This is a genomic window from Kumtagia sp. (assembly GCF_059502445.1).
The window spans coordinates 32373-44728 of the sequence record NZ_JCACER010000026.1; the positions used below are offsets into that span (position 1 = coordinate 32373).

The following is a 12356-nucleotide window of genomic DNA, read 5'->3' on the forward strand; positions in this document are numbered from 1 at the left end:
AACCCGCTCGTCGCGTAGAGTGCGACCGGGCGAGACCCGCGACAACGCGCCGTCGCGTTCGCCCTCGTACCAAGGGAAAGATCCTACCCTTTGCCAATCGCCGACGCCTTGTCCTTGTCATGCCACCACAGCGCCTCGACCGGGAAACCGTAGTCCGGCTTCGGCTCCTTGAAGCCGAACATGTCCCAGAACGCGGCACGGTGATTCGCCAGATACCAGCATGGAATCCAGTCCTGGCGCGCGCGCAAGACCCGGTCGAGCGCGCGCATGGCGGCCATGTGGCTCTGGCGGTCGGTCGCGCGGCCGACCGCGGCGATCAGCGCGTCGACCGCAGGATCCGCCGTGCCGGGCAGGTTGCGCGAGCCGGCCAGCTTCGCCGAGCGGGAATGGAACGTCGTCGCCAGCCCATCCTCGGTCGGGGTTGCGTCCCACAACACCGCCATCATCACCAGATCGAAGTCGAAATCGGCCTGCCGCGCCTGCATCTGCGCGGCGTCCACCACCCGCATCGAGGCGTCGATGCCGATCGCCTTCAGGTTCTCGACCCAAGGCGCGATGATGCGCAGAAGGCTGTCGTCGTCGTCGAGGAACTCGAGGGTCAGCCGCTCGCCCTTGGCATTGACCAGCACGCCGCCGTCGCGCTTCCAGCCGGCCTCGGCAAGCAGCTTCGAGGCGTCGCCTAGCAGCTTGCGGTCGCGTCCCGAGGCGTTGGAGACCGGCTGCACGACCGCCTCGCCGAACACCTCGGGCGGAAGCAGCTCGCGCAAGGGTTCCAGCAGGGCGAGTTCCTCCGGCGAAGGCATGCCCTCGGCCTTGTAGTCGGAACGTTCGAAACTGGACTGCGAGCGCTCATAGGAATCGTAGAACAGGTTGCGCTTCGTCCAGTCGAAGTCGAAGCACATGCCGATCGCCCGGCGCACGCGCACGTCCCGGAAGCGTTCCCGGCGCAGGTTTATCGCCACGGCCTGCATCGACGGCCGCTTCTCGCCGGGAAATTCCCGTTTGATTATGCGCCCCTGCGCGATCGCCGGGAAGTCGTAGTCCGTCGCCCAGACCCGCGCGGTGTGTTCCTGCCGGTAGAGCACGTCGCCCTTCTTGAAGGCTTCGAAGCCGGCCTGCCGGTTGCGGTAGAAATCAATGCGGATGCGGTCGAAATTGTAGGTGCCGCGGTTCACCGGCAGGTCCCTGCCCCAATAGTCGGCGACCCGCTCGTATTCGATCGTCTGCCCAGCCGAGACGCGGCCGACCTTGTAAGGCCCCGAACCCAGCGGCGGCTTGAGGTCGCCGCCCTCGAAGCTGTTTTCGGTGTAGTAGGCCTTCGACAGGATGGGGAACGTCACCGCGTCGAGGATGGTGCGCTCCGAATGCTTGCCGGAGAAGCTCAGCCTCAATCGGTGCCGGTCCAGCGCCACCGCCTCGGTCATCTCGGTAAGCACCAGCAGCAGGCTGGGATGGCCGTCCTCCTTGAACAGCTTGTAGGTGAAGGCCGCGTCCTCGGCGGTGAGCGGCGAGCCGTCGTGAAAGCGCGCCTCGGGCCGCAGCGCGAACTCGAAGCTCTTGCGGTCCTCCGAGATGGTGATGCTTTCGGCCAGCAGCCCGTAGACGGCGTCGGGCTCGTCGAGCGCCGTCGTCGACTTGTTGGTCATCAGCGAATCGAAGCACAGCTCCATGCGCGGTGGCGCGTCGCCGCGCGCCACAAAACTGTTCAGCGTGTTGAAGGTCTGCGGGTTCTGGTTGAAGAGCCAGTTGGGCGGCGAGAAATTGAACACTCCACCCTTCGGCGCATCGGGGTCGACATAGTCGAAATGCGTGAAATCGGGGCCGTATTTCAGGTCGCCGAAGGCGGAAAGCCCGTGCAGCGGCGTGCCCGCGGGGTTCTCCGCGAAGAGCTTTCGCGGCAGGAGAGGCGCTGCGAGCGCGGCGCCCACCCCGGCGAGGAACCCGCGGCGGCTGGCGCGCATCAATTGACGCCCTTGTACTTCGCCGCCAGCGCCTTCTCCTTGTCCGCGTCGATCCACCAGGACTGGGTGTCGGGTCCGATATAGTCCGGCTGCTTTTCAGGGATGCCGAACTTGTTCCAGTAGGCGAGCCAGGTCACGGCCCGCGTGTACTGCGGCACCACGTAGAAGTTCCACAGCAGAACGCGGTCGAGCGCGTTGGTGGCGGCGACCAATTCCTCGCGGTCGGTCGCGAAGATCACCTTCTCGACCAGCGCGTCGACGACCGGATTCTTGATACCGGAGAGGTTGCGCGATCCCGGTGTATCCGCAGCCCTCGACGACCAGAAGTCCCGCTGCTCGTTGCCCGGGGAACTCGACTGGCCGAGTACCGTCGTCACCACATCGAAATCGAAGTTGTTGATGCGATTGACATACTGGTTGGGATCGACGATGCGCAGTGTTGCATCGATGCCGACCTTGCGCAGCATGTTGATGTAGGGCGTGGCGATCACCCCATCCGTATTGTTGTTGCCGAGGATTTCGAACCTGAAGGGTTCGCCCGTCTTCTCGTTTGTCATGCGGCCGTTCTGGATTTTCCAGCCGGCTTCGGCGAACAGCCTGACGACATCGCGCAGATGGTTGCGTTCGGGCTCCGGCTGGCTCGCGGGGGCCGGCTGCAGTCGGTCGCCGGCCTGCGGTTTAGGCTGCTCATAGACCGGAAGCTTGTATTCCTGGGTAAACACTTCCGGCGGAAGCTGGTCCCTGAACTGCTCCAGGATTGCGAGTTCCTTGCCTTTCGGCAGACCGGAGGAGGCCAACTCGCTGCCGACGAAATAGCTGTTCACCCGGGTGTTGAAGCCGAAGAAGATGGTCCTGTTCATCGTCTCGAAATCGAAGACATAGGTCAGCGCCTCGCGGACCTTGCGGTCCTGGAACAGCGGCCGGCGCATGTTCATGGCAAAACCCTGCATGTTGGCGCGTGCGGTCGCCGCAAACTCTTTCTTGACGACATCACCGGCGTTGAAGGCAGGGAAATTGTAGAAGGTAGCCCAGCGCCGCGAGCTCATCTCCATCTGAATGTCTTCAAAGCCCCCTTTGGTGAAGGCCTGCCACATCGCGTTGTCGTCCTGGAAATACACGTAGCGCAGCCTGTCGAAGTTCTCGCGGCCGATCTTCACGGGAAGCTTCTGGCCCCAGTAGTCCTTGACGCGCTCCCAGACGATCTCCGAGCCCGGCTTGAAGCTGGCGATCCTGTAGGCGGCGGAGCCGAGCGGCGGCTCCAGCGTTGGCTGGGTGATGTCGCGCTTCCTGCCGTCCGCGTCGGTGCCTTCCCACCAGTGCTTCGGCAGGACGACGAGGTCGCCCATGATCTGCGGTAGTTCGCGGTTGCCCTTCTGGTCGAAGCGGAACTCGACCTCGCGATCGTTGAGCGCCACCGCCTCGGTGACGTTCTCGTAGTAGCGGTTGTACATCGGGCTGTTGGCCTTCAGCACGTTGAACGACCAGATCACGTCGTCCACGGTGATCGGCTGCCCGTCATGCCACTTGGCGCGCGGATCGAGCCTGTAGGTCGCCGACGAATAGTCGTCCGGATATTTGTAGGCATCCGCCACCAGCGGATGGCTGACGCTGGCCTCGTCGGTAGACGCATCCATCAACGTATCGTAGAGCAAGCCTCCTCGAAGTTGGGCGAAGCCCGCCGCCGGCGTCCCGCGGACGATATAGGGATTGAAGCTGTCGAAGGTGCCGAGCGCCGTGGAATTCAGCGTCCCGCCCTTCGGCGCATCGGGATTGACGTAGTCGTAGCGCGCGAAGTTCTGGCCGTATTTCGATTCGCCCATCAGCGACGAGGTGGTCTGCCATTCCTGGGCGTGGCCGGCCGTCACGGCCATCAGCAAGGCGGCGATCGCCGGTACCAGCTTGCGCGCACGGGGCAGACCCTTCATCCAGACCTCCTGACAGAACTTGCCATAACCTAGTCCACTCGCCAGCGATGGGAACCGGGCAGCGGCACGAACCAACCCTTGATAACAAAAAAGCCGGGCTGAACCCGGCTTTTTCATGAAGTCTTCGATTACAAATTTGTCATTGTGCCGGGGCAGGCGCCGGTTCGGCCGGCTGCGGGGCGGCGCCCGGAGCGGTATTCTCGGCCGGCGCGGCAGCACCGCCTTCCGCCGGGGCGGCACCCTCGGCGGGAGCAGCACCTTCAGCCGGCTTCGGCGCGGCGTTTTCGGCCGCCGGTGCCGCATCGGCGGGAGCGGATGCGTTTTCTGCGGCCGGTGCGGCGGAAGCCTCCGGCAGCGGCGCCTGGCTGTCGGCCGTGGTGCGCAGATAGGCGATGACGGCGGCGCGCTCCTCGACCTTCTTCAGGCCGGCGAAGCCCATGGCGGTGCCTTTGACCAGGGCCTTCGGTGACAGCAGGAAATGGTCGAGGTGCTCGTAGTCCCAGACCACGGAGCCGCCCTGGGCGAAGTCCTTCATGGCCGCCGAATATGAGAAGCCGGCATGCGAGGCGACCGGGCGGTTGACGACGCCCCAGAGATTCGGGCCGACCTTGTTGGCGCCGCCGCTGTCGTCGGTGTGGCAGGCGATGCATTTCTTGAAGATGGCCGCGCCCTGTTCGACGTTGGCGCCGGCGATCAGTGGCAGAGCCGATTCCTGCGCCGGGGCTTCGCCGCCGCCGGAGGCTGGCGCCTCTTCCGTCGCTTCGATGTGGTAGCCGGGCTTTTCGGGCGTGGGAGCGGCAAAAATCGAGTCGGAAATCAGGGATACAGAGAAGATCACGAAGACGGCCGCCAGCAGCGCGCCGACGATCTTGTTGAATTCGAAAGAGTCCATACGCTCCTGGCTCCTGAGTCCGCCCTTGGTCTCCGTGCGCTTCCGGTCCGCGGGCAAGGGTGCCGCGACCGGGAGCCGCCGGTCAGGTGGCGCGGAAACTAGGTCTTTTGCTTGGTCGTTGCAACTCCTATAAGGGCGCCGCCCATGAGACGTTTTGCCACTTTCGAAACCCCTGTTTTGCGACCCGCCCGAGCCAAATGACCACACTCATCCTGATCCCCGCCCGCATGGCTTCCACACGCCTGCCGGGAAAACCGCTCGCCGATATCGCCGGCCTGCCGATGATCGTGCATGTGGCGGCGCGCGCCGCCGAGAGCGGTCTCGGCCGCGTCGTGGTGGCGACCGACACCGAGGCCGTCGCCCAGGCGGTGCAGGCGAACGGCTTCGAGGCGGTGATGACGCGCGTCGATCATCAATCGGGCTCTGATCGCATCTTCGAGGCGCTGTCCGCGCTCGACCCCGAGGCGCGCGTGGAGACCGTCATCAACGTCCAGGGCGACCTGCCGACCGTCGAGCCGGCGACGATCGCGGCCGCGCTGGCACCCCTGGCCGACCCAGCCGTCGACATCGGCACGCTCGGCGTGGAAATCTCGCGCGAGGAGGAGCGAACGAATCCGAACGTGGTCAAGGTCGTCGGCTCTCCCCTGTCGCGGGGCCGGCTGCGGGCGCTGTACTTCACCCGCGCCACCGCGCCCTGGGGCGAAGGCCCGCACTATCATCACATCGGGCTCTACGCCTATCGCCGCTCGGCGCTTGCCCGCTTCGTGGCGCTGCCGCCTTCCCCGCTGGAACAGCGTGAGCGGCTGGAGCAGTTGCGTGCGCTGGAGGCCGGCATGCGCATCGATGTCGAGCTGGTCGCCTCGGTGCCGCTCGGCGTCGACACGCCCGAGGATCTCGAGCGCGCCCGCGAAATCCTGAGCAGGAAAGCCTGACGATGGCCGACAAGACCAACCGCATCTCCTTCCAGGGCGAGCCGGGCGCCAATTCCGACACCGCCTGCCGCAACATGGTTCCCGACATGGAACCGCTGCCCTGCCCGACCTTCGAGGACGCCTTCAACGCCGTGGAGACCGGCAAGGCCGACCTCGCCATGATCCCGATCGAGAACACGATCGCCGGCCGCGTCGCCGACATCCATCACCTGCTGCCCGAATCGAGGCTGCACATCATCGCCGAGTATTTCCTGCCGATCCATTTCCAGCTGATGGTCCTGCCAGGCGTCGCCCGCAAGGAAATCAAGAGCGTGCACAGCCACATCCACGCGCTCGGCCAGTGCCGGAAGTTCATCCGCAAGAACGGCTGGAAGCCTGTGGTCGCCGGCGATACGGCGGGCGCAGCCAAGCTGGTCGGCGAAATGGGCGACCGCGGCATGGCGGCTCTGGCGCCGCGGCTCGCGGCCGACCTCTACGGCCTCGACATCATCGAGGAGAACGTCGAGGACACCGACAGCAACGTCACCCGTTTCGTCGTGCTGACGAAGGACAAGAAATGGGCCGAACGGCCGTCGCCCGACGCAAGGATGATGACGACCTTCATCTTCCGGGTGCGCAACGTGCCGGCCGCGCTCTACAAGGCGATGGGCGGCTTCGCCACCAATGGCGTCAACATGACCAAGCTTGAGAGCTACCAACTCGGCGCCTTCACGGCGACGCTGTTCTACGCCGACATCGAAGGCCATCCGGACGATCCGGGCGTGAAGAACGCACTCGACGAATTGCGGTTTTTCTCGAAGGAGGTGCGCATCCTCGGCGTCTATCCGCGCAGCGATTCGCGTGAGGAGTGGAACGTCGCGGATTGAGGCCGAGCGGCCTCGCGACCCTCAATCCAGCGGTGCGTAGTCGATTTCCAGGAAGGTTTCCACCTCCGGTATCCAGCGGTCGCGGACGAAAGCGACGTGGAACGGGTGGTCGTTGTAGCCCGAATAGGCGGCCTGGTCGGAAAACTCCATCGAGAAGCCAAAGCGAAAATCGTTCTTTGGGCTGACCTGGCGCAATTGCTCGAACTTTTCGACACCGGGAATGTCGGCCAGCCTGCGCGCCTCGGTGAGGAAATCGCGCTCCCCGGCCGATCCCGGCTCGTGCCTGAGCGTGAACACGACGGTGTGCCGGATCATGTCGTCTCCTTGCGTGTGAACGGGGCGCCTACGGGTTTTCGGCCCAGAAGCGGATGAGATGATGGGCGATCGCGCCTGGCGGCGGTACGAACACCCCGCCGGGATGGTTTTTGGCCAGCGCGGCAAGCACCTCGTCGCGCGAGAACCAGCGGCAGTCCTCCAGCTCGGCCTCGTCGCGCCGGATGTCCTCGTCGAGCGCCTCGCCGAAGCACCCGATCATCAGCGAATAGGGGAACGGCCAGGGTTGGCTGGCATGGTAGACGACGCGGCCGAGCCGGATGCCGGATTCCTCGAGAGTCTCGCGGCGCACCGCCGCCTCGATCGTCTCGCCGGGTTCGATGAAGCCGGCCAGAGCCGAATACATGCCCGGGGCGAAATGCCGCCCCCGTCCGAGCAGGCATTTGCCGCGCGTCACCGTGAGCATGATCGCCACGGGATCGGTGCGCGGAAAATGCTCTGTGCCGCAGGCCGGGCACTGGCGCTTGTAGCCGCCGGCGCGCATCTCCGTCCGGGTTCCGCAGCGGCCACAGAACTGGTGGCTGGCATGCCAGGCGAGCAGGGCCGCCCCCTGTGCAAGCGCGCCGAGCTCGGCCAGGCCGAGCAGTCCCTGCATATAGACGGAGCGGTAGTCGATCGCCTTGACGGATTCGGGAAGCAGCTCGGGCTCGACACCGGCCGCCGCGGCGAGCACCGGCCCGGCCTCGTCGAAGCCGAGCAGGACCATCTCCGCCGGCGACGCACCGAAGCTTTCCACCTCCGAGAGCGCGAAGAAGCCGCCAAAGGCCTCGCCGTTCGGCCGCAGGTAGGCGCGTCCGGCGTGCACCAGCAGGACCCGAGCCCCAGGCTCCGTGAGGGCAAGCTGAGCCGCGTCGTCGCCGCGCTTCTCGGCGCGCCGGTCGAGACGGTTGCCGGCGAAACCGACGAACTGGCTGGGTTCGCGCTCGGGCGCGTCGAAGAGGCGGAAGGGCATGGGCATGGGCGCTTGAGTCGGGAGGCCGACCCTACAGCGCCGCTCTTATCTTGTCGATGAAACTACGCATGGCGTCGACCTTGTAGGGCTCGCGCGGGCCGAAACCCCAGACCGGACCGGGCCAGCCGGGATCGCCCTCCGAGCGCGCCACCACATGCACATGCAGCTGCCGTACGATGTTGCCGAGCGCGCCGGAGTTGATCTTGGTGCAGCCGGTGACCTGTTTCAGCCCTTGCGCGACCATGTTGGTCTCGAAGGTGAGCATCGCCTGGTCGAGCGGGGTGAGGTCGTGCAACTCCTCGATGCCGGGGCGCTGCGGGATCAGCAGCACCCACGGCCAGCGCCGATCGTTCATCAGACGGAGCTCGCACAGCCCGAGCCATAACAGCGACACGCTGTCGGCTTCGAGCCGGGCATCGAGTTCGAAACCGGCCTTGATGCCAGGCAGCATCGGCGTTCCCTCGGTGTTTTTCCGAAGGCTAGAGGCAGCGCGCCGCCGCTGCAAGCGAATCGTGGAACCGGCAGGACGGGGAGGCGCTTCATGAGCGAATACATTCAGCTCAAACTCAAGAATAATAACTTGAGCGAATAAGTATATTTATGACTTATACTATATTTTCTATAAGTAGTTTATTATAGAATATACAGTACAATCAGCATTAAATAAAGCAATTACCCGATTAAATTGTAGATAAAAGCGATCCTAATAGGATTATTGCTTGTCAAGAATCGGTATATAGTCTCTCCCGCTGCGGGGAAGCGCCTGCATAGATTGCAGGTTGGTTCGTTCCCCGCACAAGTGGAGGTAGAAATGGCTAAGTTCGAAGGCGACGACAATCCTAACGTCCTTCCGGGACTTCTTGGGATTGTGACAGGTCTTGGCGACGATGAGATCTACGGCAAGGGAGGGGACGATACCTGTATCGGCTACGCCGGCAACGACATCATCGAAGGAGGCGCGGGGGCTGACAACATTATTGGCGGCGTGCTCAACGTCGTGCTGAACGTCGGCACCATCAGCCTGTCCGGCAACGACACCGCGATCTACGACACCTCGACCGCAGGCGTGACGATCAACCTGAGCACGACGTCGACGATCGACGTGAATGTTCTCGGCGTGAAGATCGCGCTTACCAATGCGACCGTGGGGTCAGGCGGGCATGCCGAGGGCGATATCCTGACCGGCATCACCAACCTGCGCGGGTCAAACTTCAAGGACACCCTCATCGGCAATGCCGATGCCAACGTCCTTACCGGACTGGACGGCGACGATACGCTGACCGGTGCGCTCGGCAACGACACGCTGGTCGGCGGCAACGGCGCCGATACGCTGAATGGCGGTATCGGCAACGACAAGATGACCGGCGGGCTGGGCAACGACACTTATATCGTCAACAGCCTGTCGGATGTGGTGGACGAAGTCGCGGGCGGCGGCACTGCCGACCGGGTGGCGTCCAACATCGACTGGGTCCTCGCGGCAGGTCAGGAAATCGAGGTGCTGACGACGACCAAATCGACCGGTACTTCGAGCATCGATCTGCGCGGCAACGCGCTTGCTCAGAGAATCGTCGGCAATGACGGCAACAACCGGCTGCACGACGGCGGAACCGGTCCGGGCGCAAGCGACAGCCAACCCGATACCCTGATCGGGCGGGACGGCAACGACACCTATATCGTCTACAATTCGAATGCCGTCGTTGTTGAACGAGCGGCCGAAGGCACCGACCGGGTCGCCGCCGGGGTCGACTACCAGCTCGGCAATGGCGTGCATGTCGAATCGCTGGTGACCACCTCGCAGACCGCCACCGATGCGATCGACCTGACCGGCAACAAGTTCGCGCAGACCATCATCGGCAACGATGGCGACAACGTCCTGAACGACGGCGGCGCCGGCGCGGCCGACGTGATGCGCGGACGCGACGGTGACGACACCTACTTCGTCTACAACTCCGGCGATACGATCATCGAGGCCGGCGGCGAAGGACAAGACACGGTCGCCAGCTTCGTGGACTTCGTGCTGGCGGCAGGTGTCGAGGTCGAGGTGATGAAGACCACGAACTCGAAGGGCTTTGCCGGTGTCGATCTGACCGGCAATGAGTTCGCGCAGGAGATCTTCGGCAATGCCGGTGCGAACCGCCTCGACGGCAAGGGCGGATCGGACACGTTGACTGGCAGCGCCGGGCCCGACACCTACGTGTTCTCAAGCGCACTCGGCGCCGGCAATGTCGACACCATCGTCGGCTACAACGTGGCGTCCGATACGATCGAGCTCGCGAGCGCGATCTTCACGGTCCTTGGAGCAGGACCGCTGGCGGCGGGGGCTTTCGTCGCCAATGCGGCCGGTGCGGCGACAGCTGCGGCCCATCGCATCATCTACGATACCGACAGCGGCGCCCTGCTCTACGACGCCGACGGCAATGCCGGCGGCTCGTCCGCGGTGCAGTTCGCCAGCCTGGCCCCTGGCCTCTCGCTCACTAGCGCCGACTTCGTCGTCGCCTGAGCGCTGACGCAATAATGCTTCGGGCGCCGCGATGCGGCGCCCGTTTTTTTTGGCGGATGAATGGATGGTCTGCGGCTCAGCAACTGGTGCACGGAATGGTCGTGCTCATGCGCGGCCGCAGGAAATAGGTCTCTTTCATCTTGATGTCGTCGAACAGCCCGCCTAGCCCGAGCGCCGTCTTCTGGCCGTCGCCCCATGCGATCATCGGCAGGTAGGACAAATCGGCCTCGACCTTGATGGCGAAGGTGCCGGGAACGTTCAGCGCGTCCGGTACCGTGGCTGCCGAACCGGTTGTGAACGGCTTGCTATAGGACCCGCCGGCGAGCTTGCTGGACCAGGCGACCTGCACCTTGGAGTCGGGATTGGCCGTGATCTGGATCGCCGTAACCGTGATCGTTGCCCCCGAGCGGGAATAAGGCTGAATGATCGACCCGCCGATCTTCATGATCGCCTCGAGCTCGCTTTTGGTGATCTCGGGCTGCTGCGTGATCAGGTCGCCGACCATGCTGGCGATACGTCCGACCTTGCGGTTGCCGTCGATCGCCTGAGCGACCTCGATGGTGACGAAATACATCGCCATCAGAATGGGTACGAGAAGGGCGAATTCCACCGCCGCCACGCCGCGGCGGTCGCCCGCCAGCCTCGCGCAGGCGCGACGAAGGGAAGGGCGAAGTGTCCAAAGACGCGCGTTCATGGTCCTGACTTTCCGCTTGGCCGCGGCCTCAATCGTTGAAGGGTTCGTTCTGCCAGACCGCGACGGCGAAGTGCATCGTGGTGCCGTCCTTGTCCTTCGATCCCATGAGTTGCAGGAGATCGGTGATCAGCGGCCATCTGTAGTAGGCGCGGAGCATGTTCTTCGAGCCCGCCAGCCCAGGCGTTGCCACGTCCTTGTCCGGATAGGCGATCGGAACCTTGGCCGCATCCTCGAAGGTCGTATAGCTTTGCAGATCGACGGTGAGCCCGGGGCAGCCGCTGCTGACGATGATTTCGAGGCGCTCGCAGATCTCGTCCCTCAGCTTCGTCTCGTCCGCCGCGGGGTTGTTCGTCGGCCTGATCTGCCCGGTGCGGTACTGGCGGGCGACGTCGTTGGTCGCGTTCACCAGCACCTGCTGGCCGCCGAAGGAGAGGCAGACCTCGATAATGGCGAGCACCAGCAGGAAGAACGGCAGCGCCAGCATGGCGAATTCGATCGCCGTGGCGCCGCTGGAATTGCCGGCGAAACGCCGCAACGGCGAAAACGCCGGTTTCTTTCTACGACCGCTCGCCTCGGGAGACGTGCTCATGATCCGCCCCATGCCCCACATGTTCGGCGGCAACCTAGACGAAACTTGTTGATCCGCCGTTTTGGCGATCGTTAAAATCGCGATGCCTGCATTCACGTCCCGCTAACGGGGCATGCCTGGCGCGAATTTTATGGCCCCGCCGAGATTTCGGCTTCCGAGGTGTACTCGGCAGCCGATTTGTAGGAGCCCTCGCAGAACGGCGCGCAGGAAAGCGTCTGGATGTCGGCACGCCTGTATACGCGCACGGAGTTTGCGGTCTGGCGCGTGACGACGATCTGCTCGTCGACGATCGGGCTGCCGGCCTCGTCGAGAACGACCAGGTTGGTGACGCCGAATCCCTTGCCGGTCAGCACGATGGTGGTGGCGTCCTGGACGGCGGCGTCGGCGATCCGCGGGTTGCCGACCACGATCGTGTCGGCGGCGCGCGCCAGCTTGACGATCTTGGCCTGGTTCATCACCACTTCGATTCCGCCCTCGGCATGAGCCGCGGCGGTCGCGGTCAGCACCAGCGCCGCAAGCGCGCCGAGCAGACGGGAACAGGTCTTCGATACGGCCATCTCGGCTCTCCGGTGGACGGGCACTTTCACGAAGATGAACGATATTGGTGAATCGCCGGTTAAGCCGGCTTGCCTTGTCGACGAACCCAGGCGGGCGGTGATCGGTGCGACCGCCTGATGCCTCAGCCGAATTCATTGAAGTGCTTGGCCTATTG

Annotated in this window: 12 protein-coding genes; 3 read left to right on the forward strand and 9 right to left on the reverse strand. The window is 64.2% G+C overall.

Features of this window, described 5'->3' with window-relative positions; translation table 11 throughout:
• Nucleotides 1–83: 83 nt before the first annotated feature.
• The 3 genes from AC5JDC_RS11190 to AC5JDC_RS11200 all read right to left on the reverse strand — a co-directional run bounded on the left by AC5JDC_RS11190 (nt 84) and on the right by AC5JDC_RS11200 (nt 4778).
• A complete protein-coding gene (locus AC5JDC_RS11190; protein WP_495841413.1) occupies nt 84–1961 on the reverse strand; it encodes an extracellular solute-binding protein in 1878 nt (625 codons plus the stop codon).
• A complete protein-coding gene (locus AC5JDC_RS11195; RefSeq protein WP_495841414.1) occupies nt 1961–3886 on the reverse strand; it encodes an extracellular solute-binding protein in 1926 nt (641 codons plus the stop codon). Before AC5JDC_RS11195 ends, AC5JDC_RS11190 begins: the two co-directional genes overlap by 1 nt.
• Before the next feature lie 139 nt (nt 3887–4025).
• The gene (locus AC5JDC_RS11200; protein ID WP_495841415.1) at nt 4026–4778 is read right to left on the reverse strand and encodes a c-type cytochrome; all 753 of its coding nucleotides are present in this window, start codon (nt 4776–4778) and stop codon (nt 4026–4028) included.
• A 197-nt stretch (nt 4779–4975) separates the two neighbouring features.
• On the opposite strand from AC5JDC_RS11200, the gene AC5JDC_RS11205 reads away from it, so the two are divergent.
• Nucleotides 4976–5710 (forward strand): 3-deoxy-manno-octulosonate cytidylyltransferase, encoded by a 735-nt coding sequence (locus AC5JDC_RS11205; protein WP_495841416.1) that lies wholly within the window; start codon nt 4976–4978, stop codon nt 5708–5710.
• A gap of 2 nt (nt 5711–5712) precedes the next feature.
• Nucleotides 5713–6576, forward strand: coding sequence for a prephenate dehydratase (locus AC5JDC_RS11210; protein WP_106772773.1), 864 nt, complete (start codon nt 5713–5715; stop codon nt 6574–6576).
• Nucleotides 6577–6597: 21 nt separating this feature from the next.
• Here the strand turns inward: AC5JDC_RS11210 and AC5JDC_RS11215 are convergent, their stop codons facing one another.
• From AC5JDC_RS11215 to AC5JDC_RS11225, 3 genes are read right to left on the reverse strand one after another with little or no spacing between them, the layout of a single operon-like run.
• The gene (locus AC5JDC_RS11215; protein ID WP_495841417.1) at nt 6598–6891 is read right to left on the reverse strand and encodes a Dabb family protein; all 294 of its coding nucleotides are present in this window, start codon (nt 6889–6891) and stop codon (nt 6598–6600) included.
• 28 nt (nt 6892–6919) lie between these two features.
• Nucleotides 6920–7861 (reverse strand): NAD(+) diphosphatase, encoded by a 942-nt coding sequence (gene nudC / locus AC5JDC_RS11220; RefSeq protein ID WP_495841418.1) that lies wholly within the window; start codon nt 7859–7861, stop codon nt 6920–6922.
• A 31-nt stretch (nt 7862–7892) separates the two neighbouring features.
• Nucleotides 7893–8312 carry an HIT domain-containing protein gene (locus AC5JDC_RS11225; protein ID WP_106772771.1) on the reverse strand — a complete coding sequence of 140 codons (420 nt, stop codon included), beginning with the start codon at nt 8310–8312 and terminating at the stop codon, nt 7893–7895.
• Between the two features lie 360 nt (nt 8313–8672).
• Between AC5JDC_RS11225 and AC5JDC_RS11230 the strand changes: the two genes are divergently transcribed.
• A complete protein-coding gene (locus tag AC5JDC_RS11230; protein ID WP_495841419.1) occupies nt 8673–10361 on the forward strand; it encodes a calcium-binding protein in 1689 nt (562 codons plus the stop codon).
• A gap of 76 nt (nt 10362–10437) precedes the next feature.
• Here AC5JDC_RS11230 and AC5JDC_RS11235 read toward each other — a convergent pair whose 3' ends face one another.
• The 3 genes from AC5JDC_RS11235 to AC5JDC_RS11245 all read right to left on the reverse strand — a co-directional run bounded on the left by AC5JDC_RS11235 (nt 10438) and on the right by AC5JDC_RS11245 (nt 12201).
• Nucleotides 10438–11055, reverse strand: coding sequence for a TadE/TadG family type IV pilus assembly protein (locus tag AC5JDC_RS11235; protein ID WP_106772768.1), 618 nt, complete (start codon nt 11053–11055; stop codon nt 10438–10440).
• A 28-nt stretch (nt 11056–11083) separates the two neighbouring features.
• Nucleotides 11084–11644 (reverse strand): TadE/TadG family type IV pilus assembly protein, encoded by a 561-nt coding sequence (locus tag AC5JDC_RS11240; RefSeq protein WP_106772881.1) that lies wholly within the window; start codon nt 11642–11644, stop codon nt 11084–11086.
• Between the two features lie 128 nt (nt 11645–11772).
• Nucleotides 11773–12201 (reverse strand): pilus assembly protein N-terminal domain-containing protein, encoded by a 429-nt coding sequence (locus tag AC5JDC_RS11245; RefSeq protein ID WP_495841420.1) that lies wholly within the window; start codon nt 12199–12201, stop codon nt 11773–11775.
• Nucleotides 12202–12356 lie beyond the last annotated feature (155 nt).

Bases quoted from the DNA above. Each gene is read 5' to 3' on its own strand.
- AC5JDC_RS11190 (WP_495841413.1), bottom strand. From the start codon at position 1,961: ATGCGCGCCAGCCGCCGCGGGTTCCTCGCCGGGGTGGGCGCCGCGCTC.
- AC5JDC_RS11195 (WP_495841414.1), bottom strand. From the start codon at position 3,886: ATGAAGGGTCTGCCCCGTGCGCGCAAGCTGGTACCGGCGATCGCCGCC.
- AC5JDC_RS11200 (WP_495841415.1), bottom strand. From the start codon at position 4,778: ATGGACTCTTTCGAATTCAACAAGATCGTCGGCGCGCTGCTGGCGGCC.
- AC5JDC_RS11205 (WP_495841416.1), top strand. From the start codon at position 4,976: ATGACCACACTCATCCTGATCCCCGCCCGCATGGCTTCCACACGCCTG.
- AC5JDC_RS11210 (WP_106772773.1), top strand. From the start codon at position 5,713: ATGGCCGACAAGACCAACCGCATCTCCTTCCAGGGCGAGCCGGGCGCC.
- AC5JDC_RS11215 (WP_495841417.1), bottom strand. From the start codon at position 6,891: ATGATCCGGCACACCGTCGTGTTCACGCTCAGGCACGAGCCGGGATCG.
- nudC (WP_495841418.1), bottom strand. From the start codon at position 7,861: ATGCCCTTCCGCCTCTTCGACGCGCCCGAGCGCGAACCCAGCCAGTTC.
- AC5JDC_RS11225 (WP_106772771.1), bottom strand. From the start codon at position 8,312: ATGCTGCCTGGCATCAAGGCCGGTTTCGAACTCGATGCCCGGCTCGAA.
- AC5JDC_RS11230 (WP_495841419.1), top strand. From the start codon at position 8,673: ATGGCTAAGTTCGAAGGCGACGACAATCCTAACGTCCTTCCGGGACTT.
- AC5JDC_RS11235 (WP_106772768.1), bottom strand. From the start codon at position 11,055: ATGAACGCGCGTCTTTGGACACTTCGCCCTTCCCTTCGTCGCGCCTGC.
- AC5JDC_RS11240 (WP_106772881.1), bottom strand. From the start codon at position 11,644: ATGAGCACGTCTCCCGAGGCGAGCGGTCGTAGAAAGAAACCGGCGTTT.
- AC5JDC_RS11245 (WP_495841420.1), bottom strand. From the start codon at position 12,201: ATGGCCGTATCGAAGACCTGTTCCCGTCTGCTCGGCGCGCTTGCGGCG.